Genomic DNA, 25,561 nt, shown 5'->3' with positions numbered 1-25,561 from the left:
CCAACCCGGCCGGAGCATGGACCTGGTGGATGGTCGAGGTCGGTGGCTTCAGGCCTTGTAGACCACCTGGCGCACGTCGATGTAGCTGGCGCGGAAGCCGGCTTCGCAATAGTGCAGGTAGAATTCCCAGAGCTTCTTGAAGCGATCGTCGAAGCCGAGCGGCACGATCTTTTCCCACGACGCCCAGAAGCGATTGCGCCATTCGGCCAGCGTGCGCGCATAGTCGTCGGGAAACACGCGCTCACGCAGATGCGCGAGGCCGTGGTCCGCGCCGAGCGCCTTCAGGATCGATGGCGTCGGCAGCATGCCGCCCGGAAATACGTAGCGCTGGATGAAATCCGGCCTGGCGCGATAGGTGTCGTAGGCCGCCTCGTTGATGGTTATGATCTGCAGACCAGCGGTGCCACCGGGTTTCAGGCAGGCCTTCATCTTTGAGAAGAACACCGGCCAGTATTTCTCGCCGACCGCTTCGAACATCTCGATCGACGCGATCCGGTCGTAAGTCCCGGTTTCGTCGCGATAATCCTGCAGCTTGATGTCGACCTTGTCGGCAAGCCCGGCGTTGGCGATGCGTGCCTTGGCGAAGTCGTGCTGTTCGCGGCTGATCGTCAATCCCGTAACGCGGCAGCCGATTTCGCGCGCGGCGAATTCGGCGAAGCCGCCCCAGCCGCAACCGATCTCCAGCACATGATCCTTTCTGCCGATCCCTATATCCTTGGCCAGCGCCCGATATTTGGCGGCCTGGGCGCTTTCGAGGTCATTGGCGCCGTTGGCGTAGAGCGCCGAGGAATAGGTCATGCTCGGGTCGAGCCATTCCTTGTAGAAGGCGTTGCCGAGATCGTAATGCGCCGAGATGTTGCGCTTCGAACCGGTCCGTGTGTTCTCGTTGAACCAGTGGCGGATGCGCTGGACGGTGTTGATGAGCCAGCTGGCGCCGCCGGCGACGCGTTCGCCGATCGCCGAATTGACCACGAACAATTCCAGGAAGCTGGTGACGTCGGGGCTTTCCCAATCGCCGTCCATGTACGATTCGGCAACGCCGATCGTGCCGCCGGAAAAGGCGCGGCCTGGCAGGCGCCAGTTCTTGAGCACCAGTTCGGCATCCGGGCCAGGTCCCTTGCCGCCAACGAGAACGGCGCGGCCATCCGGCATCCTGACCTTGAGAGAGCCGCGCGGCAGGTTCATCGCCGCCGACAGCACCATGCGTGCCTTGGCCGGCAGGCCCTTGACGATTTCGGCGAAATTGAACTCGTCGAGCCTGACCGCTTCGCTCTGTCCGTTATGATGTTCCCCGTGTGCCATTTCACGCCCCTGGATTTCCGTGGTGCCAGCGCAAATTGCCGAGCCACGGTTCTCTTGGATCATTCACCAGGTTCGAACGCCCTTGCCTGTTCCCGGTGGCTCACGGGCTCGGCGACAGGCGAACTCGAACCAAAGCGCGTCCCTTAGCCTCAGCTTCAGCGCTTCCTGGCAAATGCCGACCACAATCTTCCACGTCATGAGGGGGGACTTCAAGAGGCAGGTCATTAGCTGGGCTGTGCCACGTATCGCCTGGCATCCGCCCCATTGCATCGAGTGGCTGCTGGCCAAAATCCAGAAAACGTCTATGGCAGGCGCAGCGCTTGTGCGATAGCTTTAGCCATGCGTTATGTAATCTTCATTGCCGCGATCGCGTTCTTCCTGATCTGGGACGGTCTCTACAATCAGGGCCGGTATCTCGACATTTCGGTCAGGGAACTCTCCCATGTCATGCGTTACGTCACCGGCAAGGCCTGAATATCCCTTCCTAAAATAGCAACCCGGCGTTTCATCCGACGTGTTCGTCGCTTTGGGATGAGGTCCGGCCTCGTGCGAGGCGCGTCGCATGGACGCGTCGCGCCATGAGCGGTTGACGTGAGGGGACCGCCGTCACTAAAGACCCCGGCATTCAGATCGAGGAGGCGGAATTGATCCGGCATATCGTTTTCTTCAGCGCGCGGCGCAAGGAGGATGTGGAGGCAGTGCGCACCGGGTTGCTGGCGCTCGGCAACATCTCTCATTCCAGCCTGTTCGAGGTCACTTTGAACACCAAGGTCGACCCGCTGTCGGATGAAGTTGACGTGGTCGTTTACGCTGAATTCGCAGATGATGCGGCGCTGGCGGCCTACAAGGCGCATCCGCTCTATGCGCAGACCACCAGCAAGGTCAAACCATTGCGCGAACTGCGCTATTCCGCCGACGTCATCGCCGGCAGCTGATCCCAGGCCCGATTCTGGATCTCGACAAGTCCTCGGTGCCGCCGACGGAAATGACCTTGAACCGGTCTTCGGAATGATGCACATCGCGCCTCAATGACCCGAACAACAGCAACCGGCATTCATCCGCTCGACCATCTGGTTCTGCCGACGCGGAGCCTCGATGAGGCGCGAGCCCGGCTCACTTCGCTGGGCTTCGTCGTCGCCCCTACCGGCATCCATCCCTTTGGAACGGAAAATTGCTGCGTTTTCCTCGCTGACGGCACCTACCTGGAGCCGCTGGCGATCGGCAACCAGCAAGCAGCCCTTGACGCGGCGGCCGAGGGCAACGTCTTCGTCAAGCGCGACCGTGCCTATCGCGACAGCCGCGGCGATGAAGGATTTTCCGCGGCGGTCCTGGGGACCGACGATGCCGATGCCGACCATGCACGCTATGTCGAGGCCGGCCTGTCGGCGGGGGACACGCTGAGTTTTTCGCGCGCTTTTACCGATACGTCGGGCAAGAGCGACGTAGCCTCATTCAAACTGGCCTTCGCCTCCGCCAGCAACGCAACCGACGCGTTCCTCTTTGCGTGCCAGCGGATCAACGCGCCAAAGGTGGACCGTACGGCCTTGCAGGCCCACGCCAACGGCGCCTTTGGCATCGTGGAAGTCGTGGCGGTCAGCGATCAGCCTGCCGAACAGAGCAGGCTGATCTCCGTCGCGGTGAACGATCCTGCTGCCGGCGACGAGGGGAATGCGTTTCCCCTGCCGAATGCAACCTTGAGCGTGCTCGGCGCCGAATCGTTCACCGCCCGCTTTGGCGTTCCGGCCGGGTCATCGACGAAACTTCGCTTCATGGCGATCGTCTTTGCAGTCCGCAGCGCCGATGCCACGTCGAGCCTGCTTGCGGCCAATGCCATCCAGCACGATATAGCGGGCAACGAAATTGTCGTGCGGCCGGCATCCGGACAGGGCGCGGCTTTCATCTTCCGGGAGGTCCCATGAGCAAGTCCCAAGCGTCCAATTCGATGGCGCCCAATTCGACGGTATCCGTCGGTAACGTCGTGTTCGACAACAAGGCGGCCTTGGCGTTGATCGCCGGCCCGTGCCAGTTCGAATCGCGCCAGCATGCCTTCGACATGGCCGGCGCGTTGAAGGAATTGACCGCCAAGCTCGGCATCGGCCTCGTCTACAAGACAAGCTACGACAAGGCCAACCGCACCTCGCTGTCGGCAACGCGCGGCGCCGGCATGGACGCCGCACTTCCGGTCTTCGACGAACTGCGCAAGGAATTTTCGCTTCCCGTTCTGACCGATGTCCACACCGAGGAGCAATGCGCGATCGTCGCGCCGCACGTCGATGTGCTGCAGATCCCGGCCTTCCTGTCGCGCCAGACCGACATGCTGGTCGCGGCCGCCAGGACGGGCAAGGTGATCAACGTCAAGAAGGGGCAGTTCCTGGCGCCCTGGGACATGAAGAATGTGGTCGCCAAGATCACCGGGTCCGGCAACGCCAATGTCTTGACTACCGAGCGCGGTGCGTCCTTCGGCTACAACACGCTGGTGTCGGATATGCGCGCTCTGCCTGTAATGGCCGAGATCGGCGCGCCGGTGATCTTCGACGCCACGCATTCGGTGCAGCAGCCGGGCGGGCAGGGCGGTTCGTCTGGTGGCGAGCGCCGTTTTGTCGAGACCTTGGCCCGGGCGGCCGTCGCCGTCGGTGTCGCCGGCGTCTTCATCGAGACCCATCAGGATCCTGACAATTCGACCTCTTCCGATGGCCCGAACATGCTGCCGCTCAAGGATATGCCGGCGCTTTTGGAAAGGCTGATGGCGTTCGACCGGATAGCGAAAGGCCATTGAGTAGCCGCTATCGCGCCGGTGCTTGTGGTTGAGAGGGGCCGGTTGTACGCTTTGACGGCAAATGAGCGTTTGGCAGGAGGAAGCCATGTCCGTCGCCCGCGTCACCGAAATCACCTCGTCGTCTAAGAAGAGCTTTCAGGACGCCATCGAAAAGGGAATCGCGCGCGCCTCGAAGACCCTGAAGAACGTCGAAGGCGCCTGGATTCAGGACCAGAAGATCGTCGTCGAGGACGGCAAGATCGCTGCCTATCGCGTCAACATGAAGGTTACCTTCATCCTCGCGGAGTGATTGGCCGCCGCCGAAAAAGTCGGGAACCTTCGCCCGCGCCCCTCATTGTCAAAGCAGAGTTCAACGACAACGAGGAGCAGATCATGACAACCCAGACAGGCCACACCGAAGCCATCGCCGCTTCGCGCGTCATCGGCACGTCCGTCTACAACACCGAAGGCAAGAGCATCGGCAGTATCGAGGACATCATGCTCGACAAGACGTCGAATGGCATCATGTTCGCGGTCATCGGCTTTGGCGGCTTTCTCGGTATCGGCGAGAAATACCACGCAATTCCCTGGGCAAGTCTCGACTATGACGAGGACAAGGGCGGCTACGTCGTGCCCTTCTCCAAGGAGCAGCTGAAGGCCGCACCCGCCTATTCGATCAATGAACTGGCCGGCGCCGACGGCGAAAGCGCGCGCGACGCGTCTTATAAGTATTACAAGGTCACGCCCTACTGGCATTGACCTGACGTCAACGAAAAAGGGCCTCGTTGCGACGGGGCCCTTTTTTGGTTCAACGCCACCGGCTATTCGCTGGTGCTCAATGCCGGCAAGGGCTCGAAAGCCTTCGACGGCGATTGCTTGTTGTCGCACGACGTCAAGAACGCCGCCGCGATCAGGAACAAACTAACGATCCCGCTCAACTCGGACATGGCGAAACTCCTCCTGTTTCGCCCCGCGCGACAACAGCCATAGCCTGGAATGCGCGCCCGGGTGGCATGACTTATGATGACAGAAATTTGCGCTTCGTGAATCGGCCTGGCGCCACTATTCGGCCATGGCCGGATTGCCTTTTGCGTCGCTTTGGCTAAGACGGGCGCGACCTTTCGTCAGATCAATCGGGGACATCGCAATGACCGCCATCATCGACATTGTCGGACGTGAAATCCTGGACAGCCGTGGAAACCCGACCGTCGAGGTCGACGTCGTGCTCGAAGACGGTTCGATGGGCCGCGCCGCTGTGCCGTCGGGCGCCTCGACCGGCGCCCACGAAGCCGTCGAGCTTCGCGACGGCGGCGCCCGCTATCTCGGCAAGGGCGTGCTCAAGGCCGTCGAAGCGGTCAATGGCGAGCTGTTCGAGGCGATCGGCGGCATGGAAGCCGAAAACCAGATCCATATCGACCAGACGATGATCGAGCTCGACGGCACGCCCAACAAAAGCCGGCTCGGCGCCAATGCCATTCTCGGGGTTTCGCTGGCGGTGGCCAAGGCCGCGGCCGATGCCGCCGGCCTGCCGCTCTACCGTTATGTCGGCGGCGCCAAGGCACATGTCCTGCCCGTGCCGATGATGAACATCATCAATGGCGGCGCCCATGCCGACAACCCGATCGACTTCCAGGAATTCATGATCCTGCCGGTCGGCGCCCCGACTTTGCGCGAAGGCGTGCGCTGGGGTTCGGAAATCTTCCACACGCTGCGCAAGAAGCTGAAGGATGCCGGCCACAACACCAATGTCGGCGACGAGGGCGGCTTCGCGCCGAACCTGAAGAGCGCGCCGGTGGCGCTCGATTTCATCATGGAATCGATCGAGAAGGCCGGTTTCAAGCCGGGCGAGGAGATTGCGCTCGGTCTGGATTGCGCAGCGACTGAGTTCTTCAAGGACGGCAATTACGTCTATGAGGGCGAGAAGAAGACGCGTGATCCCAAGGCGCAGGCCAAGTACCTCGCCAAGCTCGCCGCCGACTATCCGATCATCTCGATCGAGGACGGTCTTGCCGAGGACGACTGGGAAGGCTGGAAGTACCTGACCGACCTGATCGGCAAGAAGACGCAGCTGGTGGGCGACGACCTCTTCGTCACCAACACGGCGCGCCTGCGCGACGGCATCCGCATGGGCGTTGCCAATTCGATCCTGGTCAAGGTCAACCAGATCGGCTCGCTGACCGAAACGCTCGACGCCGTCGAGACCGCGCACAAGGCTGCCTACACCGCCGTCATGTCGCATCGCTCCGGTGAGACAGAGGATTCGACCATCGCCGATCTCGCCGTCGCCACCAATTGCGGGCAGATCAAGACCGGTTCGCTGTCGCGCTCCGACCGCATGGCCAAATACAACCAGCTGATCCGCATCGAGGAAGAGCTCGGCAAGCAGGCACGCTACGCCGGCAAGTCGGTGATCAAGGGCTGATCCCAGGACGCCAAATTTCGGATGGTGCGCGAAGGGCGGGATCATTCCCGCCCTTTTTCGTTTGGCTGACTGCCGGGTTAGTCTCCGTAACCGTCCGTTAAGCACAATCAGGCGAAAAAGGGTCCGGGTCGTTTGAGTTTGCGGCTACGGGGATTCGGTCATGTGGACGCGTCAGCACAAGCAGAGAAACACCGGCCGCCTGATCATCCCCTCGCTTTGCGTGGTGTTTCTGGCCTATTTCGGCTTCCACGCCTATCACGGCGAATTCGGCATCAATTCGAAATATCAGCTGGAAGCGAAGACAGTTGCGCTGCAGGCCCAGCTCGACGCCGTCAAGGCCCGCCGGATCGAGCTCGAACGGCGCGTTCGGCTCATGCATGACGGCACTCTGGAGAAGGACATGCTCGACGAGCAGGCGCGCCGGGCGCTCAACCTGTCCCAGCCCGACGAAATCACCATCATGTTGCCGACCTCATCGAAATAACTGAAGTTCAGTTAATCACCAATATTTTCAATGATTTTAATTGCTTAGGCGCATGCCAGCTATGCAAATTCGTCATGGCGCAACGCTGTGACGCGTGTTAGCCTTGCATAAATCGGTGGGGAGAGCTGATCTTCCCAGGGCAGACTTCATCCTGCCCTAATGTCCGCAAAGAGACGCCAACAGGGAGTGATGCATGGCCACCGCAGCCAGAAAAGCGCCTGCCAAATCCAAATCCGACGGCAAATCAGGGCTTTCCGCGCCCAAGCCGGCTGAATTCACCAAGGATGAAGAGCTTGCCGCCTATCGGCATATGCTGCTCATCCGCCGCTTCGAGGAAAAGGCCGGCCAACTCTACGGCATGGGTTTCATCGGCGGCTTTTGCCATCTCTATATCGGCCAGGAAGCGGTCGTCACGGGCATGAAGATGGCGCTGATCGACGGCGACCAGATGATCACCGCCTATCGCGACCACGGCCATATGCTGGCCATGGAGCTTTCGCCGCGCGGTGTGATGGCCGAATTGACCGGCCGTCGCGGCGGCCTGTCCCGGGGCAAGGGCGGCTCCATGCACATGTTCTCCAAGGAGAAGCATTTCTACGGCGGCCACGGCATTGTCGGTGCGCAAGTGTCGCTCGGCACGGGTCTCGCCTTCGCCAACCGCTATCGGGAAAACAACAACGTCTCGCTGACCTATTTCGGCGACGGCGCCGCCAACCAGGGCCAGGTCTATGAAAGTTTCAACATGGCCTCGCTGTGGAAGCTGCCGGTGATCTACATCATCGAGAACAACCGCTACGCCATGGGCACCTCTGTGTCGCGCTCGTCGGCTGAAACCAATTTTTCGCATCGCGGCGCCTCGTTCAAGATTCCAGGCATCCAGGTCGACGGCATGGATGTGCGTGCGGTCAAATCCGCCGGTGATCAGGCTGCCGAATGGTGCCGTGCCGGCAACGGGCCGATCATTCTCGAAATGCAGACCTATCGCTATCGCGGTCACTCCATGTCCGACCCGGCGAAATACCGTTCCAAGGAAGAAGTGCAGAAGATGCGCTCCGACCATGATCCGATCGAGCAGGTCAAGGCGCGGCTGATCGACAAGAAGTGGGCAAGCGAGGACGAGCTGAAGACCATCGACAAGGAGGTTCGCGACATCGTCGCCGACGCCGCCGAATTTGCCCAGAACGATGCGGAGCCGGATCCGTCCGAGCTCTGGACCGATATCGTATTGTAAGGGAGGGCGAGGACATGCCGATCGAAATTCTCATGCCCGCTCTCTCGCCGACCATGGAAGAGGGCAATCTTTCCAAGTGGTTGAAGAACGAGGGCGACAAGGTCGTCGCCGGCGACGTCATCGCCGAGATCGAAACCGACAAGGCGACGATGGAAGTCGAAGCCGTCGATGAAGGCACGATTGGAAAGATCCTGATCGCCGCCGGCACCGAAGGCGTCAAGGTCAACACGCCGATCGCGGTTCTGCTGCAAGACGGTGAAAGCGCCGCCGATGTCGGCAAGTCCGCTGCTCCCGCCAAGGCGGAAGCGCCTGCGAAGGCCGAGGCTCCAGCCGAGGAGAAGGTGGAGGCTGCGAAGCCAGCCTCCGCCCCGGTCGCGGCCGCGCCGAAAACCGAAATCGCCGCCGATCCCGACATTCCGGCCGGCACGGAAATGGTCTCGACCACGGTGCGCGAAGCGCTGCGCGATGCCATGGCCGAGGAAATGCGCCGCGACGGCGATGTCTTCATCATGGGCGAGGAGGTCGCCGAATACCAGGGCGCCTACAAGATCACCCAAGGCCTTCTGCAGGAGTTCGGACCGCGTCGCGTCGTCGACACGCCGATCACCGAGCATGGTTTTGCGGGCGTCGGCGTTGGCGCTGCTATGGCCGGCCTGAAGCCGATCGTCGAATTCATGACCTTCAACTTCGCCATGCAGGCGATCGACCAGATCATCAACTCGGCCGCCAAGACGCTCTATATGTCGGGCGGCCAGATGGGCGCGCCGATCGTGTTCCGCGGACCGAACGGGGCTGCCGCCCGCGTCGCCGCCCAGCATTCGCAGTGCTATGCCGCCTGGTACAGCCACATTCCGGGCCTGAAGGTGGTGATGCCGTATACGGCAGCCGACGCCAAGGGGTTGCTGAAGGCGGCGATCCGCGATCCGAACCCGATCATCTTCCTCGAGAACGAGATCCTCTACGGCCAGTCCTTCGACGTGCCGAAGCTCGATGATTTCGTGCTGCCGATCGGCAAGGCGCGCATCCACAAGCAAGGCAAGGACGTCACCATCGTCTCGTTCGGTATCGGCATGACCTATGCGGTGAAGGCGGAGGCGGAACTGCGCGGTCTGGGCATCGACGCCGAGATCATCGATCTCAGGACCATCCGCCCGCTCGACCTCGACACGATCATCGCCTCGGTCAAGAAGACCAACCGTTTGGTCGTGGTCGAGGAAGGCTTCCCGCAGAGCTCGGTCGGCGACCATATCGCCAACCAGGTTTCGCAGCGCGCCTTCGATTTCCTCGACGCGCCGGTCATCACCATTGCCGGCAAGGACGTGCCGATGCCTTATGCGGCAAACCTCGAGAAGCTGGCGCTGCCGAATGTCGGCGAGGTCATCGAGGCGGTCAAAGCCGTCGCATATCGCTGAACCGGGCGGGAGGACAAAATGCCAATCAACATCACCATGCCGGCGCTCTCCCCCACGATGGAAGAGGGCAATCTGTCGAAGTGGCTGGTCAAGGAAGGCGACAAGGTTTCGCCGGGCGATGTCATCGCCGAGATCGAGACCGACAAGGCGACGATGGAGGTCGAGGCCGTTGATGAGGGGACGGTCGCCAAGCTCGTCGTTCCCGCCGGCACCGAAGGCGTCAAGGTCAATGCTCTGATCGCCGTGCTTGCGGCCGAGGGCGAGGACGCGGGCGCCGCAGCGAAAAGCGGCGGCGGTGCTGCGCCCGCGAAGGCCGAGGCGCCGAAAGTCGAGGCTCCCAAGGCCGAGGCGCCAAAGGCCGAACCTGCTGCCGCGGCCGCTCCGAAGGCAGAGACGGCTCCGGCCGCCAATGGTCATGCAGTCGGCGAGCGCACCTTCGCTTCGCCGCTCGCACGCCGCATCGCCAAGGAAGCCGGGGTCGACGTATCTGCCGTGACCGGCACCGGCCCGCATGGCCGTGTGGTGAAAGCCGATGTCGATGCCGCGATTGCCGGCGGCGGTGCCAAGGCGACACCCGCGGCCAAGGCTTCTGCGGGCGCTCCGGCTGCTGCCGCCCCTGCCGTGAAGGCGATGTCGGACGACCAGGTGCTGAAGCTGTTCGAGGAGGGTTCCTACGTCCTCGTCCCGCACGACAACATGCGCAAAACCATCGCGCGCCGCCTCGTCGAGGCCAAGACCACCATTCCGCATTTCTACCTGACGCTCGACTGCGAGCTTGACGCACTGCTGGCGCTGCGCACACAAATCAATGCGGCGGCTCCGATGAAGAAGACGGATAAGGGCGAGGCCCCGGCCTACAAGCTGTCGGTCAACGACATGGTGATCAAGGCGATGGCTATGGCCTTGAAGGCGGTGCCGGATGCCAATGCGTCGTGGACCGAAAGCGCCATGGTCAAGCACAAGCATGCCGATGTCGGCGTTGCCGTGTCGATCCCCGGCGGCCTGATCACGCCGATCATCCGGCATGCGGATGAAAAGACGCTGTCCACCATCTCCAACGAGATGAAGGATCTGGCGAGCCGCGCCCGCAGCCGCAAGCTGAAGCCGGAAGAATATCAGGGCGGCACTACGGCCGTCTCCAATCTCGGCATGTTCGGCATCAAAGACTTCGCCGCAGTCATCAACCCGCCGCATGCGACGATCCTGGCTGTCGGTGCGGGCGAAGAGCGGGCGGTGGTCAAGAACGGCGAGATCAAGATCGCCACCGTCATGTCGGTGACGCTGTCGACCGACCATCGCGCCGTCGATGGCGCCCTCGGCGCGGAACTGCTGGTCGCCTTCAAGCGGCTGATCGAGAACCCGATGGGCATGCTGGTCTAGGGAAGGGCAAGGCGGTGCGGATCATCCTCACCTCCTTCAGGGCCTTCCGGCTTTCTCTGGTCCTGGGCGGCATTGTGACGGTCGTGCGCTGGCGGGTGCGCGGGTAGCTCAAATGAAGGCAGATTGAACGCATGAAGACGGTGCTTTGCTACGGCGACTCGCTGACTTGGGGCTACAATGCCGAGGGTGGCCGTCATGCGCTTGAGGACCGCTGGCCAAGTGTGCTGCAGGCTGGCCTCGGTGGCGGCGTGCAAGTCATCGCCGATGGCCTCAATGGCCGCACCACCGCCTTCGACGATCATATGGCCGGGGCCGACCGCAACGGTGCCAAAACGTTGCCCACGGTTTTGGCGACACATGCCCCGATCGACCTGATCGTCATCATGCTCGGCGCCAACGACATGAAGCCCTGGATCCACGGCAACCCCGTTGCAGCCAAGTATGGCATCCAGCGGCTGATCGACATCGTGCGTGGCCATGACTATCCATTCAACTGGGCCGCGCCGCAGATCCTGATCGTTTCCCCGCCTCTTGTCACCCGGACCGAGAATGCCGATTTCAAGGCGATGTTCGCCGGCGGCGATGACGCCTCGAAATTACTTGCACCGCAATACGCGACACTCGCCGACGAAGCCGGCTGCGGCTTCTTCGATGCCGGTACGGTGGCGGTGACCACGCCGCTCGACGGCGTCCATCTCGACGCCGAAAACACGCGAAACATCGGCAAGGCGCTGACATCGGTCGTACGCGTCATGCTGGAATTGTGATCAAGGAGAAAACCGTGGCTGAGAATTACGACGTCATCATCATCGGCTCCGGTCCCGGCGGCTATGTCACGGCGGTGCGTTCCGCCCAGCTTGGCTTCAAGACGGCGATCGTCGAGCGCGAGCATCTTGGCGGCATCTGCCTCAACTGGGGCTGCATACCGACCAAGGCGCTGCTGCGCTCGGCCGAGATCATGCACTATTCCGATCATCTGAAGGATTATGGCCTCAAGCTCGAAGGCGGCAAGATCAGCGCCGACACGGCGGCCGTGGTTGACCGTTCGCGAAAAGTATCGTTGAGGCTGAATGGCGGCGTGGCCTTCCTGATGAAGAAGAACAAGGTCGACGTCATCTGGGGCGAGGCGAAGCTTTCCAAGCCTGGTGAGATCGTCGTTTCCAAGACGGCCAAGAAGCCGATGGAGCCGCAGCCGCCGGTGCCGAAAGGCGTCAAGGGCGGGGGCACCTACACCGCCAAGCACATCATCTTGGCGACCGGCGCCCGGCCGCGCGCGCTGCCCGGCATCGAGCCGGACGGCAGACTGATCTGGACCTATTTCGAGGCCATGGTGCCGAAGGAAATGCCGAAGTCGCTGCTGGTGATGGGCTCGGGCGCCATCGGCATCGAATTCGCCTCCTTCTACCGCACCATGGGCGCCGACGTGACGGTTGTCGAACTGCTGCCGGCGGTGATGCCGGTCGAAGACGCCGAGGTCTCGAAATTCGCGCAGAAGCAGTTCGAGAAGCAAGGCATGAAGATCATTCTCGAAGCCAAGGTCACCAAGGTCGAGAAAGGGGCCAACTCGGTCACCGCGCATGTCGAGATGAAGGACGGCAAGGTCGAGAAGATCACCGCCGACCGCATGATCTCGGCCGTCGGTGTGCAAGGCAATATCGAGGGCCTCGGCCTTGAAGCGCTTGGCGTGAAGACCGATCGCGGCTGTGTCGTCGTCGACGGTTACGGCAAGACGAACGTGCCGGGTATCTACGCCATCGGCGATGTCGCCGGCCCGCCCATGCTTGCTCACAAGGCCGAGCATGAGGGCGTGGTCTGCATCGAAAAGATCGCCAGCTTTCCCGGCGTGCACGCGATCGACAAGCTCAAGATCCCCGGCTGCACCTACTGCAATCCGCAGGTCGCCTCGGTCGGCCTGACTGAAGCGAAGGCCAAGGCCGACGGCAAGGATATCCGCGTCGGCCGCTTCCAGTTCGCCGCCAACGGCAAGGCGATCGCGCTTGGCGAGGACCAGGGCTTCGTCAAGACCATCTTCGACAAGAAGACCGGCCAGTTGCTCGGCGCTCATATGGTCGGCGCCGAGGTGACCGAACTGATCCAGGGTTTTGTCGTGGCGATGAACCTCGAAACGACCGAGGAAGAGCTGATGCACACCATCTTCCCGCATCCGACGCTGTCGGAAATGATGAAGGAAAGCGTGCTCGACGCCTATGGCCGCGCCTTGAACGCGTGATAGATTCGCTTCAGGAGACTCAACTGCGGAAGCTGCGGGATCTCGACGGCAAGGCAGTTCGTTTCCAGATGCATTTTTACATGCGCAAGGAGAAGGCATATGCACTTGAACGGCGTGGGCTGGATCGCAGCCATCATCATCGGCGGCCTAGCAGGCTGGTTCGCCGAAATGGTCATGAAGAGCAACACCGGCATTTTCATGAACATTATCATGGGCATCGTTGGGGCGGTGGTGCTGAATGCCATCCTGCAGGCGCTCAACATCGGCGTGTTCGGCGTCGGCTGGACCGCCTATCTGATCACAGGCTTCATCGGTGCCTGCCTGCTGATCTGGGTCGGTCGCCTGGTGCGTCGCTAGTCGATAGCGTTCCTGGCTATGCGAAAACGGCTGTGGCGGCATGCGCCGCCTCGGCCTTTTTCTTTGTGTCGAAAAGTCCTAGATGACGTAAAAGTGACGATCGCCGGCAGACAGGCGGTCGCAAGAAGAGCCAGGGTTTGAGATGGTCACTGTCCTCGACACGATCGCCAACGCGCCGCGGCTGCGGCATCCCGAGAAGGCGCACAAGCCCGACCAGGAGGTGTTGCGCAAGCCGGACTGGATCCGCGTCAAGGCGCCGGTCTCAAAGGGCTATGCCGAGACACGCGAGATCGTGAAATCCCACAAGCTGGTAACGGTCTGCGAAGAGGCGGGTTGCCCGAATATCGGCGAGTGCTGGGAAAAGAAGCACGCCACCTTCATGATCATGGGCGAGATCTGCACGCGCGCCTGCGCCTTCTGCAATGTCGCCACCGGTATTCCGACCGCGCTCGACCCCGACGAGCCCGCGCGGGTGGCACACGCGGTAAAGCAAATGGGCCTGACCCACGTCGTCATCACCTCGGTCGACCGCGATGATCTCGCCGATGGCGGTGCGCAGCATTTCGCCGATGTCATACGGGCGATCCGGGCGGCGACGCCGTCGACCACGATCGAAATCCTGACGCCCGATTTCCTGCGCAAGGACGGCGCGCTGGAGATCGTCGTGGCAGCGAGGCCCGACGTCTTCAACCACAATCTCGAAACCGTTCCGTCGAACTATCTGAAGGTCCGGCCGGGCGCCCGCTATTTCCATTCGATCCGGCTGTTGCAGCGGGTCAAGGAACTCGATCCGTCCATCTTCACGAAGTCCGGCATCATGGTTGGCCTGGGCGAGGAGCGGAACGAAATCCTGCAACTGATGGATGATCTGCGTTCGGCCAATGTCGACTTCATGACCATCGGCCAATATCTGCAGCCGTCGAAGAAGCACCATCCGGTGATCCGCTTCGTCACACCCGAAGAGTTCAAGTCCTTCGAGACGATCGGTCGGACCAAGGGCTTTCTGCTGGTGGCATCGAGCCCGCTGACACGCTCCTCGCACCATGCCGGCGACGATTTCGCCCGGCTGCGCGCTGCGCGGGAAGCGCAACTCCAGAAGTCATTCTAGCCGGTTTTATGCCGAAATTCGAAGCCACCCGCCGCGTTGCCCATACGCCGCAGCAGATGTTCGCGCTGGTCGCCGACATCGAGGCCTATCCGCAGTTTCTGCCGCTTTGCGAAGCGCTGACGGTGCGTTCGCGCAAGGAGCGCGACGGGCGCACCATTCTCGTTGCCGATATGAGCATCGGCTACAAGGCGATCCGCGAGACCTTCACCACGCAGGTGCTGCTGAAGCCCGACGAAGAGACCATCGACGTCAAATACATCGACGGGCCGTTCAAATACCTCAGCAATATCTGGCGCTTCGACCCGACCGATAGCGGTTGCGAGGTTCACTTCTTCATCGACTACGAGTTCAAGAGCCGTATTCTCGGCGTGCTGATGGGAACGATGTTCGACCGCGGCTTCCGCATGTTTTCCGAGGCCTTCGAGAAACGCGCCGACGTGATCTACGGCGCAAACCCCAACTGATCCGGACTGTGATTGTCAGTCCAGCGCGCGCAGGCCGAGTTGCAGCGCGTGTCTCACCGTCTCGTGGCGGATTAATTCGCGGCCCTTGTGGCCGAACAGCTGGCGCTCGGCGACTTCAGGCCGGCCAGCCAGGGCGATCCCGAACCAGACCAGGCCGATCGGCTTGTCCGCCGACCCTCCGCCGGGGCCGGCAATGCCGGTAACGGCAAGTGAGAGGCTCGCGCGTGAATGCGCCAGCGCGCCGGCCGCCATCTCCAGCACCGTTTCGCGCGACACCGCGCCATGCGCGTCGAGAGTTGCGGCGGAAACGCCGAGCATCTCCATCTTGGCTTCGTTGGAATAGGTGATGAAGCCGCGGTCGACCACGGCCGACGAGCCGGCAATGTCGGTGAGCGCGGCGATGATCAAGCCGCCGGTACAGCTTTCCGCCGTCGCCACCATGATGCCGCGTTTCTGACAGGCGCCAAGCAGGGCGATGGCGAGTTCGGCGTTGCTCATTCCGGCACTTCTCCGGGAAACACCACGCTGGCGGTGGCGATCGCCGCAATGCCTTCCTCGCGGCCGACGAAGCCGAGCTTCTCGTTGGTTGTCGCCTTGATCGAGATGCGGTCGGCGGAAATGCCCAGCATCCGCGATAGCGCCGATGTCATTGCCTGGCGGTGCGGGCCGACGCGCGGCGCCTCGCATATCAGTGTGATGTCGGCATTGGCGATGCGCCCGCCGCGCCCGCGCACCACTTTGGCCGCGTGTTCGACGAAGATGCGCGACGCTGCACCCTTCCACTGCGGGTCGGACGGCGGAAAATGCGTGCCGATGTCGCCATCACCACAAGTCGCCAGCAGTGCATCGGTCAAAGCGTGCAGGCCGACATCGGCATCGGAATGGCCGGAGAGTTTCTTGTCATGCGGAATGGCGACGCCGCACAAGGTGACATGGTCGCCGGGTTCGAAGGCATGGACGTCGTAGCCGTTGCCGGTGCGAATGTCGGGGAAGTGTTGCCGTTCGCTGGAAAGCCGCTCGTGCGCCATGGCGATGTCCCGTGCCCAGGTGAGTTTGACATTGTCCGGCGAGCCCGGAACGAGTTGGACTGGAATATGCGCCCATTCGGCGATGGCCGCATCGTCGGTGAAGTCCTTTCTGCCCAATTGATGCGCCCTGTCATGCGCCGCAAGGATCGGCCGGTAGGGGAAACCTTGCGGTGTCTGGGCCGCGTGCAGTCCGCTGCGGGAAACGGTTTCCGCGACCGCGCCCGACGCCGACTCGCGCTTCAGCGTGTCGGCGACGGGCAGGGCAGGCAACGCCGCCTCGTTCTCGCCGATGGCGGCGATGGTGCGGTCGATCAGGTCCGCATCGACGAACGGGCGCACGGCATCGTGAATGAGAACCTGGTCAGGCGCGTGGTCTTTCAGCGCCAGCAACCCGAGCCGGACGGACTCCTGACGCGTGGGCCCCCCAATGACGGTGATGACACGCCGAGCCTGGTTCTCATTCACGAGGCCGCCCGCCGCATGCTGAAACAGTTCGCGGTCGTCTGCATGGATGGCGACGACAATCCGGCCGGTTCGCGGATGGGCGAGAAACATCTCCAGCGTATGCGCAATGACGGCGCGTCCGCCGATATTCTGGTACTGCTTGGGTCCGTTGGCCTGCCCGGCACGAGCGCCGCGGCCGGCGGCGACGATCACCACCGCAACCCCACCCGTCGCGCTCGAGTTTTCACTTCCGTCGGTCATGGCGATTGGCTTAGCGCACGATCCCCAAAAGTGTAATTGGTTTTCCGAAAAGATCGTGCGTCAAATATGAACTCAAAAGCGTCCTTCGCCGGTTTTGATGGATACGCGATGCCCTGGTCGCGGCAAAAACCGAAGGGCGGCTTTTTCCCAATTGCGCCTTAATGTGGCGTCATTCCGCGTTGCACATTGTGGCCGATATGGCTAGAGAATGTGCAACGAATGGACGTGCTTGGTTTTTGTGCATGGTTAACTCAGCCAAATTGGCCGCGCCTCTCGATGTCGGCGGCGTGGAAATCCGCAATCGCGTATTCCTTGCGCCGATGTCGGGTATTACTGACGAGCCTTTCCGGCGGCGCGCCCACGCTCATGGCGCCGGCTTGGTCGTGTCCGAAATGGTGGCGAGCGGCGAACTCGCCAAGGGCAGGGCCGGCTTCGACCTGCGCATACGTCATTCCGGCCTCCCCGTCCATATGGTGCAGCTCGCCGGCCGTGAGGCCGTGCACATGGCCGAAGCCGCGCGCATGGCTGCGGGCGAGGGTGCCGACATCATCGACATCAACATGGGCTGCCCGGCCAAGAAGGTCACTGGTGGCTATGCCGGCTCGGCATTGATGCTGGATCTCGATCACGCGCTGTCGCTGATCGAGGCCGTGGTCGGCGCGGTCAAGGTGCCGGTGACGGTCAAGATGCGGCTCGGTTGGGACGAAGCTGCGCTCAATGCGCCCATCCTCGCGCGCCGCGCCGAGCAGGCGGGTGTCAGCATGGTGACGGTGCACGGCCGCACGCGCTGCCAATTCTATCAGGGCAAGGCCGACTGGCGCGCCATCGCCCGCGTCAAGGAAGCGGTGTCGATTCCCGTCGTTGCCAATGGCGATGTCTGTTCCCCGGCCGAGGCCGCCGCCATTCTCGATCAATCCGGCGCCGATGCCGTGATGGTCGGCCGCGCGCACTATGGCGCGCCCTGGGTCGCCGGCGGCATCGCAACCGCCGCTGCTGGCGAAACGGCGACCAACGTCCCGCGAGATCCCGCGGCTCTGGCCGACTATGTCGTCGCCCACTACGAGGACATGCTGGCGCTCTATGGCGTCGAAAGCGGCTTGCGCCAGGCGCGCAAGCATCTCGGCTGGTATCTCGATCGCCATGCCGTTGGCGTCGCCGACGACGACCGAAAAGCCATCCTGACCACGTTCGAGCCGGGCCGCGTCATTGCCTCGCTGCGAAATGTTTTCTCGCGTGATCCGCAACCCTTGAGCCTGCGGAGCGCCGCATGAACGCTATCGCTGGCCAGGGGTCTGAAATGGCTGATGCCGCCCAGATAGTCCTCAACACGATCCGCCGCCCGGTGATCATGATCAGCGACGAAGGCTTCATCACCTTCGCCAATGCCGATGCAGAGGACTTTTTTCGCTCCAGCGCGACCATGCTGGCGCGCAATACTTTGTCGAAGTTGATCCCCTTCGGCAGCCCGCTGCTGACGCTGGTCGATCAGGTGCGCGAACGCCGGGCACCGGTCAACGAGTATCGGGTCGATGTGTCGTCGCCACGCCTCGGCATCGAGAAGGTCGTCGATCTCTATGTCGCGCCGGTGCCGGAATTCCCGGGCTCCGTCGTGGTCATGTTCCAGGAGCGGTCGATGGCCGACAAGATCGACCGCCAGATGACGCATCGCGGCGCGGCGCGCTCGGTGACCGGCCTGGCGGCGATGCTCGCCCATGAGATCAAGAACCCGCTCTCCGGCATTCGTGGCGCCGCGCAACTGCTCGAACTGTCCGCTTCCGATGAGGACCGCGCGCTGACCCGACTGATCACCGACGAGACCGATCGCATCGTCTCGCTGGTCGATCGCATGGAGGTCTTTTCCGACGAGCGTCCGATCGACCGCTATCCCGTCAACATCCATGTCGTACTCGACCATGTGAAGGCGATCGCCAAGAATGGTTTTGCAAAGAAAATCAAGATATTGGAGGACTATGATCCATCATTGCCTCCGGTGTTCGCCAATCGCGACCAACTGATCCAGGTGTTCCTCAACCTGGTCAAGAACGCCGCCGAGGCGATCGGCGGCGATCCGCAGGGTGAGATCGTGCTGTCGACCGCCTTCCGGCCCGGCATTCGCGTTTCGGTTCCGGGCACGCAGGACCGCGTCTCGCTGCCGCTGGAGTTCTGCGTGCGCGACAATGGCTCCGGCGTCTCGGAGGACATCCTGCCGATCCTGTTCGATCCCTTCATCACCACCAAGCCGAATGGCTCGGGGCTGGGGCTGGCACTTGTTGCCAAGATCGTCGGCGAGCATGGCGGCATCATCGAATGCGAATCGACCCCACGCGGAACCACCTTCCGCATCCTGATGCCGGCCTGGAAGGAAACGCAGCTTGGTGCCGATGAAGACGGCGAAGGAGACCGCAAATGACCGTTCGCGGCAATATTCTCGTCGCCGATGACGATGCGGCGATCCGCACCGTGCTCAATCAGGCTTTGTCTCGCGTCGGCCACGAGGTGCGCGTCACCTCCAATGCCTCGACTTTGTGGCGGTGGGTAGCGGCAGGCGAGGGCGACCTCGTCATCACCGACGTGGTCATGCCGGACGAGAACGCCTTCGACATGCTGCCCCGCATCAAGAAGGCGCGGCCCGAGCTGCCCGTCATCGTCATGAGCGCCCAGAACACGTTCATGACGGCCATCCGTGCATCCGAGACCGGCGCTTATGAATATCTGCCAAAACCGTTCGACCTGACCGAGTTGCTCAACATCGTCAACCGGGCGCTGTCGGAGCCGAGGCGGCCGAAGATCGACGCGCGGCCGGATGAGCAGCCCGAAACGATGCCGCTGGTCGGCCGCTCGGCGGCCATGCAGGACATCTACCGCATGCTGGCGCGCATGATGCAGACCGACCTGACGGTGATGATCTCCGGCGAATCCGGCACCGGCAAGGAACTGGTGGCACGCGCGCTGCATGAATATGGCCGCCGTCGCGGCGGTCCATTCGTCGCCATCAACATGGCGGCGATCCCGCGCGACTTGATCGAATCGGAATTGTTCGGTCACGAGAAGGGCGCTTTCACCGGCGCCCAGAACCGCTCCACCGGCCGTTTCGAGCAGGCCGAGGGCGGCACGCTTTTCCTCGACGAGATCGGCGATATGCCGATGGAGGCGCAGACCCGCCTGCTGCGTGTCCTGCAGCAGGGCGAATACACGACCGTCGGCGGCCGCACGCCGATCAAGACCGATGTGCGCATCGTCGCCGCCACCAACAAGGATTTGCGCACGCTCATCAACCAGGGTTTGTTCCGCGAAGACCTGTTCTATCGCCTCAATGTCGTGCCGCTCAGGCTGCCGGCATTGCGCGAGCGTTCAGAGGACGTGCCCGACCTCGTGCGTCACTTCTTCAAGCTGGGCGAGATGGAAGGCCTACAGACCAAGCGCATCTCGTCCGGCGGCATCGAACTGATGAAGCGCTACCCTTGGCCGGGCAATGTGCGCGAACTGGAAAACCTCGTTCGCCGGCTGGCGGCGCTCTATTCGCAGGACGAGATTTCCGCCGAGATCATCGAGGCGGAACTCAAGACCGGCGAGCGCCCCGTGGTCCCCGGCGGCGGCAACCTCATCCCCGACGACCTCTCCATCGGCCAGGCGGTGGAGCATTTCCTGCAGCGCTATTTCGCCTCGTTTGCCGGCGAATTGCCGCCCGCCGGCCTCTATCAGCGGATCCTGTCCGAAGTCGAATATCCGCTGGTCCTGGCCTCGATGACGGCAACCCGCGGCAACCAGATCAAGGCCGCCGAACTGCTGGGGCTGAACCGCAACACGCTGCGCAAGAAGATTCGCGAACTGGGCGTCAACGTCTATAAATCATCGCGGCCGGGCTGAACGCCGATCTGACGCACTCTTTTTCAGGGGACTGAGCGGCGAAAGATTTCCGCCATTGTCACACTTGTTGCATAATCGCCACAATGCGTTGCATAGATCGGACGCAATCATTGGCTCCCAGACGGCGACATGGCTCCGCAGGCACCTGTACTCAACCAACCGCTTTTCAGCGAACCCGGCGCGCGAGACGGGCGCCGCCTGCTGGCACTGCCCGGCATCGTGGCGGTCGTCGGCGCGCTGGTCATGGCGGCCATTTCGTTCACCATCCTGGTCGGCGCGACGCCGATCGCGCCTGACGCCAGGACGACCTGGGCGCTGATCGCGCTCAACGCCGCCTTCGTGCTTTTCCTCATGGCGCTGGTCGGACGCGAGGTGCATCGCATCGTCATGGCGCGCCGGCACGGCAAGGCCGCCTCGCGGCTGCATGTGCGCATCGTTGCCATGTTCGCGCTGGTTGCCGCCATACCCGCCATCATGGTGGCGATCATCGCCTCGATCACGCTCGATATCGGCCTCGACCGCTGGTTCGAGATCCGCACCAAGACGATCGTCAATTCCTCGCTGTCGATCGCCGATGCCTATGTCCAGGAAAACGCCCGAAATCTGCAGGGCACGACGCTGTCGATGGCCTATGATCTCGATGCGTCGCGCACGCTCTACGGCCTTGATCGCACAGGCTTTCTCGACCTCCTGAACAAGGAGGCGGTGGGTCGGTCGCTGGCGCATGCGGCGCTGATCAAGCCCGATGGCTCGTTCGTCATGAGCGCCCAGACCGATGCCGATTTCGCCATGCCGGAGCCGCCGGAAGGCTCAGTCAGCAGCGCTAGCGAGGGCAAACCGGTGCTGATAGAGCCGCGCACCCGCAACATCATGGGGGCCATCGTCAAGCTACGCGAGATCGAGGGTCTCTACCTCTACACCATCCGCCTGGTCGATCCCGAGGTGATCAAGGCCCGGCAGATCGTCAGGTCCAACACCGACGAATACCGCAATCTCGAGGACAACAGGCGCACGTCGCAGGTCGCCTTCGCGCTGCCCTACCTGTCGCTGACCCTGATCATCATCCTGTCGGCGATATGGACCGGCATTGCCGTTGCCGACCGTCTCGTGCGGCCGATTCGCCAGCTCATCGGTGCGGCCGATGAGGTGGCGACCGGCAATCTCGACGTCGCGGTCCCGGTCAGGCCTTCCGATGGCGACGTTGCCTCGCTCGGCGACACGTTCAACAAGATGCTGCTGGAACTCAAATCGCAACGCAACGAGATCCTGTCGGCGAAGGACTTGATCGACGAGCGGCGGCGCTTTTCCGAGGCCGTGCTCGCCGGCGTCACCGCCGGCGTCATCGGCGTCGATCCCTACGGCATCGTCACCATCGTCAACCGTTCGGCCGAATCGATGCTGGCTATCTCCGCCAGTGCCGCGCTCGGGCAGAACCTCTCCGCCGTTCTACCGCATGTCGGCCGCGTCTTCGAGATCGGCCGCCAGTCGGGCAAGCCCGTCTACCGCGAGCAGGTGACATTCTTCCGCGCCGGCACCGAGCGCACCTTCAATGTGCAGATCACCATCGAGGCGGGCGACGACGGTTCTGAGGAAAAATCCTACGTCGTGACGGTCGACGACATCACCGATCTGGTTCAGGCCCAGCGTTCTTCCGCGTGGGCCGACGTGGCGCGCCGCATCGCCCACGAGATCAAGAACCCGCTGACGCCGATCCAGCTTTCGGCCGAGCGCATCAAGCGCCGCTACGGCAAGGTCATCACCGAGGACCGCGAGGTTTTCGACCAGTGTACCGACACCATCATCCGGCAGGTCGAGGATATCGGCCGCATGGTCGACGAATTCTCCGCCTTCGCGCGTATGCCCAAGCCCGAGATGAAGGCCATCGATCTGCGCGAATCACTGCGTGAGGCGTCTTTCCTGGTCGAAGTGAGCCGCGCCGACATCACCTTCGAGCGGATATTCGGCAACGAACCGCTCAAGGGCACGTTTGACAGCCGCCTTTTGGCGCAGGCTTTCGGCAATGTGATCAAGAACGCCGCCGAGGCGATCGACGGTCTGGAACAGAAGGACGGTTCGCACGGCATAATCCGGATTCAAGCCGCCCGTCAGAATGGCGCTATCAGAATCGACGTCATCGACAATGGCAAAGGCCTGCCGCGCGAGAATCGCCAACGGCTGCTCGAGCCCTATATGACCACACGCGAGAAGGGCACCGGACTTGGCCTCGCTATCGTCAAGAAGATCGTGGAGGACCATGGTGGCAGGCTGGAACTTCATGATGCGCCCGCGGATTTCCATGGCGGACGTGGCGCGATGATCAGCATCATCCTGCCGCTCGCGGCTGTCGCGCCATCACGCGGCGAAGGCAAGACGGAACACGAAAGAGAAACTGAAAAGGTCGGTAATGGCGTCTGATATTCTCATCGTCGATGACGAGGAAGACATCCGCGAGCTCGTCGCAGGAATCCTGAGCGACGAAGGTCACGAAACCCGCACGGCCTTCGATGCCGACAGCGCGCTGGCGGCCATCGCCGATCGTGCGCCGAGGTTGATTTTTCTCGACATCTGGCTGCAGGGCTCGCGTCTGGACGGCCTGGCGCTGCTCGACGAGATCAAGACCATGCATCCGACCCTGCCGGTGGTGATGATCTCCGGCCACGGCAACATCGAAACGGCGGTCTCGGCCATCCGGCGCGGTGCCTATGATTTCATCGAGAAGCCGTTCAAGGCCGACAGGCTGATTCTCATTGCCGAGCGCGCGCTGGAAACCTCGAAATTGCGGCGCGAGGTTTCCGACCTCAAGCAGCGCAGCGGCGAGACCTTCGACCTGATCGGCATGTCATCGGCGATGAGCCAGCTGCGCCAGACCATCGAGCGCGTCGCGCCGACCAACAGCCGTGTCATGATCATCGGTCCTTCCGGATCCGGCAAGGAACTGGCGGCGCGCGCCATCCACACGCTGTCCGCACGCAAGGGCGCGCCGTTCGTGACGCTGAGCGCTGCCAACATCACGCCAGAGCGCATGGAGATCGAGCTGTTCGGCACCGAATCGAACGGTGTCGAGCGCAAGGTCGGCGCGCTGGAGGAAGCGCATCGAGGCATTCTCTACATCGACGAAGTGGCCGACATGCCGCGCGAGACGCAGAACAAGATCCTGCGCGTGCTGGTCGAGCAGCAGTTCGAGCGGGTAGGGGGTACAAAGCGGGTCAAGGTCGACGTCCGCATCATCTCTTCGACCTCGCAGAACCTGGAAGCCATGATCGCAGACGGGCGTTTCCGCGAGGATCTCTACCACCGCCTGGCGGTGGTTCCGGTCATGGTGCCCGGACTGGCCGAGCGGCGCGAGGACATCCCCTACCTCGTCGATAACTTCATGAAGCAGATCGCCCGCCAGGCCGGCATCAAGCCGCGCCGCATCGGCGACGACGCGCTTGCCGTGCTGCAGGCGCACAACTGGCCGGGCAACGTCCGCCAGTTGCGCAACAATGTCGAGCGCCTGATGATCCTGGCGCGCGGCGACGACGTCGATGCGCCCATCACCGCGGACCTCCTGCCGTCCGAGATCGGCGATGTCATGCCGCGCACGCCTAACCAGTCCGACCAGCACATCATGGCGCTGCCGTTGCGCGAGGCGCGCGAACAGTTCGAGAAGGATTATCTGATCGCCCAGATCAACCGCTTCGGCGGCAACATCTCGAAGACCGCCGAGTTCATCGGCATGGAGCGCTCGGCGCTGCACCGCAAGCTGAAGTCGCTGGGGGTTTGACTCGCGCGCCGCCCAATTCGCCGCTCGTGGGCCAACCGTTTGCCGGTTACGGCGGCGGTGGAATCGCATAAGACAAGCCCGAGAATTTCCAGGGGTCGCCAATGCCACGCATTGCCTATGTCAACGGGCGCTACGTCGCTCACGCGGACGCTTCCGTGCATATCGAGGATCGCGGTTATCAGTTCGCCGACGGCGTCTATGAGGTCTGCGAGGTGGCGCGGGGCTTCATCGTCGACATGCCGCGCCATCTTTCCCGGCTCAACCGCTCGTTGACCGAACTGTCGATCGCCTGGCCGGTCGCGCGCAACGTGCTGCCGCTGATCCTGCGCGAGGTGGTCAATCGCAACCATGTCGTCAACGGTCTGGTCTATGTGCAGGTGACGCGCGGTGTTGCCAGCCGCGATTTTGTCTTCCCGTCGGCGGACACCAAGCCCTCCCTCGTGGTCACTGCCAGGAAGGCGGACCCCGCCGCTGGTGCGAAGCGAGCCGAGACCGGCATCGCGGTCATTACCGTGCCCGAGAACCGCTGGGACCGTGTCGACATCAAGAGTGTCGGTCTGCTGCCCAATGTATTGGCCAAGCAGAAGGCCAAGGAGGCCGGTGCGCAGGAGGCGTGGTTCGTCGATACCGCCGGCAACGTCAAGGAAGGCGGCTCGTCTAACGCCTGGATCGTCACCCGGGACGGCGTCCTGGTCACCAGGCCGGCCGAACATGGCATCCTGCGTGGTATAACTCGCACCACCATGTTCGAGGTGGCGGCGAAGCTCGGCCTGAAGATCGAAGAGCGAGGCTTTTCCGTCGCCGAGGCCAAGGCGGCGCGCGAGGCGTTCATCAGCTCCGCAACGACAATTGCCATGCCTGTCGTGGCCATTGACGGCGATCCGGTGGCCAACGGTCACCCCGGCTCTGTGACACTTTCGTTGCGGCAAGCCTTTTTTGACATTGCGGAAAAAAGTCCAGCCTGATAACCGCACAGGTGGAATGAACATCAATATATCTCGTTCTGCTTGTCGTTACTGACGACAAGACGGTGTTTGCGAGCTTGACATG

The 25,561-nt window shown here is 62.5% G+C and carries 26 protein-coding genes; 22 read left to right on the top strand and 4 right to left on the bottom strand.

Going from position 1 to position 25,561, the window contains the following annotated elements:
- Positions 1 to 48: 48 nt before the first annotated feature.
- Positions 49 to 1,302 (bottom strand): SAM-dependent methyltransferase, encoded by a 1,254-nt coding sequence (locus EB233_RS19835; protein WP_064991402.1) that lies wholly within the window; start codon positions 1,300 to 1,302, stop codon positions 49 to 51.
- A 339-nt stretch (positions 1,303 to 1,641) separates the two neighbouring features.
- Between EB233_RS19835 and EB233_RS32175 the strand changes: the two genes are divergently transcribed.
- The 6 genes from EB233_RS32175 (at position 1,642) to EB233_RS19810 (ending at position 4,816) form a co-directional block, all read left to right on the top strand.
- The gene (locus EB233_RS32175; protein WP_272481082.1) at positions 1,642 to 1,776 is read left to right on the top strand and encodes a hypothetical protein; all 135 of its coding nucleotides are present in this window, start codon (positions 1,642 to 1,644) and stop codon (positions 1,774 to 1,776) included.
- A 170-nt stretch (positions 1,777 to 1,946) separates the two neighbouring features.
- Positions 1,947 to 2,237 carry a Dabb family protein gene (locus tag EB233_RS19830; RefSeq protein ID WP_064991400.1) on the top strand — a complete coding sequence of 97 codons (291 nt, stop codon included), beginning with the start codon at positions 1,947 to 1,949 and terminating at the stop codon, positions 2,235 to 2,237.
- A 93-nt stretch (positions 2,238 to 2,330) separates the two neighbouring features.
- A complete protein-coding gene (locus EB233_RS19825; protein ID WP_064991399.1) occupies positions 2,331 to 3,221 on the top strand; it encodes a VOC family protein in 891 nt (296 codons plus the stop codon).
- Positions 3,218 to 4,078 (top strand): 3-deoxy-8-phosphooctulonate synthase, encoded by an 861-nt coding sequence (gene kdsA, locus EB233_RS19820; RefSeq protein ID WP_027051819.1) that lies wholly within the window; start codon positions 3,218 to 3,220, stop codon positions 4,076 to 4,078. The genes EB233_RS19825 and kdsA overlap by 4 nt, the downstream gene beginning before the upstream one ends.
- Positions 4,079 to 4,163: 85 nt before the next feature.
- Positions 4,164 to 4,367 carry a dodecin family protein gene (locus tag EB233_RS19815; protein ID WP_027045027.1) on the top strand — a complete coding sequence of 68 codons (204 nt, stop codon included), beginning with the start codon at positions 4,164 to 4,166 and terminating at the stop codon, positions 4,365 to 4,367.
- Positions 4,368 to 4,450: 83 nt separating this feature from the next.
- Positions 4,451 to 4,816, top strand: coding sequence for a PRC-barrel domain-containing protein (locus tag EB233_RS19810; RefSeq protein WP_064991637.1), 366 nt, complete (start codon positions 4,451 to 4,453; stop codon positions 4,814 to 4,816).
- Positions 4,817 to 4,878: 62 nt separating this feature from the next.
- Here the strand turns inward: EB233_RS19810 and EB233_RS32170 are convergent, their stop codons facing one another.
- Entirely contained in the window at positions 4,879 to 5,004 is a 126-nt protein-coding gene (locus tag EB233_RS32170; RefSeq protein WP_081294269.1) for a hypothetical protein, read from the bottom strand.
- Positions 5,005 to 5,204: 200 nt separating this feature from the next.
- On the opposite strand from EB233_RS32170, the gene eno reads away from it, so the two are divergent.
- The 10 genes from eno (at position 5,205) to EB233_RS19760 (ending at position 15,145) form a co-directional block, all read left to right on the top strand.
- Positions 5,205 to 6,479 carry a phosphopyruvate hydratase gene (gene eno / locus EB233_RS19805; protein WP_064991398.1) on the top strand — a complete coding sequence of 425 codons (1,275 nt, stop codon included), beginning with the start codon at positions 5,205 to 5,207 and terminating at the stop codon, positions 6,477 to 6,479.
- A 160-nt stretch (positions 6,480 to 6,639) separates the two neighbouring features.
- A complete protein-coding gene (locus EB233_RS19800; protein ID WP_064991397.1) occupies positions 6,640 to 6,963 on the top strand; it encodes an FtsB family cell division protein in 324 nt (107 codons plus the stop codon).
- A 193-nt stretch (positions 6,964 to 7,156) separates the two neighbouring features.
- A complete protein-coding gene (pdhA, locus tag EB233_RS19795; RefSeq protein WP_027051823.1) occupies positions 7,157 to 8,194 on the top strand; it encodes a pyruvate dehydrogenase (acetyl-transferring) E1 component subunit alpha in 1,038 nt (345 codons plus the stop codon).
- 14 nt (positions 8,195 to 8,208) lie between these two features.
- On the top strand, positions 8,209 to 9,606 hold the full coding sequence (locus tag EB233_RS19790; protein WP_064991396.1) for a pyruvate dehydrogenase complex E1 component subunit beta: 1,398 nt from the start codon (positions 8,209 to 8,211) through the stop codon (positions 9,604 to 9,606).
- Positions 9,607 to 9,624: 18 nt separating this feature from the next.
- Positions 9,625 to 10,986: a pyruvate dehydrogenase complex dihydrolipoamide acetyltransferase gene (locus EB233_RS19785; protein ID WP_171892245.1), complete on the top strand. Its 1,362-nt coding sequence runs from the start codon at positions 9,625 to 9,627 to the stop codon at positions 10,984 to 10,986.
- Positions 10,987 to 11,117: 131 nt separating this feature from the next.
- Positions 11,118 to 11,753, top strand: coding sequence for an SGNH/GDSL hydrolase family protein (locus EB233_RS19780; RefSeq protein ID WP_064988728.1), 636 nt, complete (start codon positions 11,118 to 11,120; stop codon positions 11,751 to 11,753).
- Between the two features lie 14 nt (positions 11,754 to 11,767).
- Positions 11,768 to 13,216, top strand: coding sequence for a dihydrolipoyl dehydrogenase (gene lpdA, locus EB233_RS19775; protein WP_064988860.1), 1,449 nt, complete (start codon positions 11,768 to 11,770; stop codon positions 13,214 to 13,216).
- Positions 13,217 to 13,315: 99 nt separating this feature from the next.
- Positions 13,316 to 13,573 (top strand): GlsB/YeaQ/YmgE family stress response membrane protein, encoded by a 258-nt coding sequence (locus tag EB233_RS19770; protein WP_027054263.1) that lies wholly within the window; start codon positions 13,316 to 13,318, stop codon positions 13,571 to 13,573.
- 142 nt (positions 13,574 to 13,715) lie between these two features.
- The gene (gene lipA / locus EB233_RS19765) at positions 13,716 to 14,681 is read left to right on the top strand and encodes a lipoyl synthase (RefSeq protein WP_027054262.1); all 966 of its coding nucleotides are present in this window, start codon (positions 13,716 to 13,718) and stop codon (positions 14,679 to 14,681) included.
- Positions 14,682 to 14,689: 8 nt separating this feature from the next.
- Positions 14,690 to 15,145, top strand: a complete 456-nt coding sequence (locus tag EB233_RS19760) for a type II toxin-antitoxin system RatA family toxin (RefSeq protein ID WP_064988727.1) — start codon at positions 14,690 to 14,692, stop codon at positions 15,143 to 15,145.
- A gap of 15 nt (positions 15,146 to 15,160) precedes the next feature.
- On the opposite strand, the gene EB233_RS19755 is transcribed toward EB233_RS19760, so the two are convergent.
- Positions 15,161 to 15,643: a CinA family protein gene (locus tag EB233_RS19755; RefSeq protein ID WP_064988726.1), complete on the bottom strand. Its 483-nt coding sequence runs from the start codon at positions 15,641 to 15,643 to the stop codon at positions 15,161 to 15,163.
- Positions 15,640 to 16,878, bottom strand: coding sequence for a bifunctional 2-C-methyl-D-erythritol 4-phosphate cytidylyltransferase/2-C-methyl-D-erythritol 2,4-cyclodiphosphate synthase (locus tag EB233_RS19750; protein ID WP_064988725.1), 1,239 nt, complete (start codon positions 16,876 to 16,878; stop codon positions 15,640 to 15,642). The genes EB233_RS19755 and EB233_RS19750 overlap by 4 nt, the downstream gene beginning before the upstream one ends.
- 242 nt (positions 16,879 to 17,120) lie before the next feature.
- On the opposite strand from EB233_RS19750, the gene dusB reads away from it, so the two are divergent.
- From dusB to EB233_RS19720, 6 genes are all read left to right on the top strand, one after another.
- Entirely contained in the window at positions 17,121 to 18,149 is a 1,029-nt protein-coding gene (gene dusB, locus EB233_RS19745; RefSeq protein WP_064988724.1) for a tRNA dihydrouridine synthase DusB, read from the top strand.
- Positions 18,146 to 19,288, top strand: coding sequence for a two-component system sensor histidine kinase NtrB (locus EB233_RS19740; protein WP_064988723.1), 1,143 nt, complete (start codon positions 18,146 to 18,148; stop codon positions 19,286 to 19,288). Before dusB ends, EB233_RS19740 begins: the two co-directional genes overlap by 4 nt.
- Positions 19,285 to 20,745: a nitrogen regulation protein NR(I) gene (gene ntrC, locus EB233_RS19735; protein ID WP_019858034.1), complete on the top strand. Its 1,461-nt coding sequence runs from the start codon at positions 19,285 to 19,287 to the stop codon at positions 20,743 to 20,745. The genes EB233_RS19740 and ntrC overlap by 4 nt, the downstream gene beginning before the upstream one ends.
- 129 nt (positions 20,746 to 20,874) lie before the next feature.
- A complete protein-coding gene (locus tag EB233_RS19730) occupies positions 20,875 to 23,160 on the top strand; it encodes a sensor histidine kinase NtrY-like (RefSeq protein WP_064988722.1) in 2,286 nt (761 codons plus the stop codon).
- Complete coding sequence (gene ntrX, locus EB233_RS19725) at positions 23,150 to 24,511, top strand: nitrogen assimilation response regulator NtrX (protein ID WP_010909346.1); 1,362 nt, start codon at positions 23,150 to 23,152, stop codon at positions 24,509 to 24,511. Before EB233_RS19730 ends, ntrX begins: the two co-directional genes overlap by 11 nt.
- Positions 24,512 to 24,612: 101 nt before the next feature.
- Positions 24,613 to 25,476 (top strand): D-amino-acid transaminase, encoded by an 864-nt coding sequence (locus tag EB233_RS19720; protein ID WP_027054255.1) that lies wholly within the window; start codon positions 24,613 to 24,615, stop codon positions 25,474 to 25,476.
- Positions 25,477 to 25,561: the final 85 nt, after the last annotated feature.

This window comes from Mesorhizobium erdmanii, from assembly GCF_013170725.1.
GTDB classification, from domain to species: domain Bacteria; phylum Pseudomonadota; class Alphaproteobacteria; order Rhizobiales; family Rhizobiaceae; genus Mesorhizobium; species Mesorhizobium erdmanii.
Note: the sequence above shows the minus strand (reverse complement) of the source record. Positions and strands in the feature narration are given on the sequence as shown.

Bases quoted from the DNA above. Each gene is read 5' to 3' on its own strand.
- dusB (WP_064988724.1), top strand. From the start codon at position 17,121: ATGGTTAACTCAGCCAAATTGGCCGCGCCTCTCGATGTCGGCGGCGTG.
- EB233_RS19740 (WP_064988723.1), top strand. From the start codon at position 18,146: ATGAACGCTATCGCTGGCCAGGGGTCTGAAATGGCTGATGCCGCCCAG.
- EB233_RS19785 (WP_171892245.1), top strand. From the start codon at position 9,625: ATGCCAATCAACATCACCATGCCGGCGCTCTCCCCCACGATGGAAGAG.
- kdsA (WP_027051819.1), top strand. From the start codon at position 3,218: ATGAGCAAGTCCCAAGCGTCCAATTCGATGGCGCCCAATTCGACGGTA.
- EB233_RS19815 (WP_027045027.1), top strand. From the start codon at position 4,164: ATGTCCGTCGCCCGCGTCACCGAAATCACCTCGTCGTCTAAGAAGAGC.
- eno (WP_064991398.1), top strand. From the start codon at position 5,205: ATGACCGCCATCATCGACATTGTCGGACGTGAAATCCTGGACAGCCGT.
- EB233_RS19720 (WP_027054255.1), top strand. From the start codon at position 24,613: ATGCCACGCATTGCCTATGTCAACGGGCGCTACGTCGCTCACGCGGAC.
- EB233_RS19760 (WP_064988727.1), top strand. From the start codon at position 14,690: ATGCCGAAATTCGAAGCCACCCGCCGCGTTGCCCATACGCCGCAGCAG.
- lipA (WP_027054262.1), top strand. From the start codon at position 13,716: ATGGTCACTGTCCTCGACACGATCGCCAACGCGCCGCGGCTGCGGCAT.
- EB233_RS19800 (WP_064991397.1), top strand. From the start codon at position 6,640: ATGTGGACGCGTCAGCACAAGCAGAGAAACACCGGCCGCCTGATCATC.
- EB233_RS19750 (WP_064988725.1), bottom strand. From the start codon at position 16,878: ATGACCGACGGAAGTGAAAACTCGAGCGCGACGGGTGGGGTTGCGGTG.
- EB233_RS32175 (WP_272481082.1), top strand. From the start codon at position 1,642: ATGCGTTATGTAATCTTCATTGCCGCGATCGCGTTCTTCCTGATCTGG.
- EB233_RS19780 (WP_064988728.1), top strand. From the start codon at position 11,118: ATGAAGACGGTGCTTTGCTACGGCGACTCGCTGACTTGGGGCTACAAT.
- EB233_RS19835 (WP_064991402.1), bottom strand. From the start codon at position 1,302: ATGGCACACGGGGAACATCATAACGGACAGAGCGAAGCGGTCAGGCTC.
- EB233_RS19810 (WP_064991637.1), top strand. From the start codon at position 4,451: ATGACAACCCAGACAGGCCACACCGAAGCCATCGCCGCTTCGCGCGTC.
- ntrC (WP_019858034.1), top strand. From the start codon at position 19,285: ATGACCGTTCGCGGCAATATTCTCGTCGCCGATGACGATGCGGCGATC.
- ntrX (WP_010909346.1), top strand. From the start codon at position 23,150: ATGGCGTCTGATATTCTCATCGTCGATGACGAGGAAGACATCCGCGAG.
- EB233_RS19790 (WP_064991396.1), top strand. From the start codon at position 8,209: ATGCCGATCGAAATTCTCATGCCCGCTCTCTCGCCGACCATGGAAGAG.
- EB233_RS19825 (WP_064991399.1), top strand. From the start codon at position 2,331: ATGACCCGAACAACAGCAACCGGCATTCATCCGCTCGACCATCTGGTT.
- EB233_RS19755 (WP_064988726.1), bottom strand. From the start codon at position 15,643: ATGAGCAACGCCGAACTCGCCATCGCCCTGCTTGGCGCCTGTCAGAAA.
- EB233_RS19730 (WP_064988722.1), top strand. From the start codon at position 20,875: ATGGCTCCGCAGGCACCTGTACTCAACCAACCGCTTTTCAGCGAACCC.
- EB233_RS32170 (WP_081294269.1), bottom strand. From the start codon at position 5,004: ATGTCCGAGTTGAGCGGGATCGTTAGTTTGTTCCTGATCGCGGCGGCG.
- EB233_RS19770 (WP_027054263.1), top strand. From the start codon at position 13,316: ATGCACTTGAACGGCGTGGGCTGGATCGCAGCCATCATCATCGGCGGC.
- pdhA (WP_027051823.1), top strand. From the start codon at position 7,157: ATGGCCACCGCAGCCAGAAAAGCGCCTGCCAAATCCAAATCCGACGGC.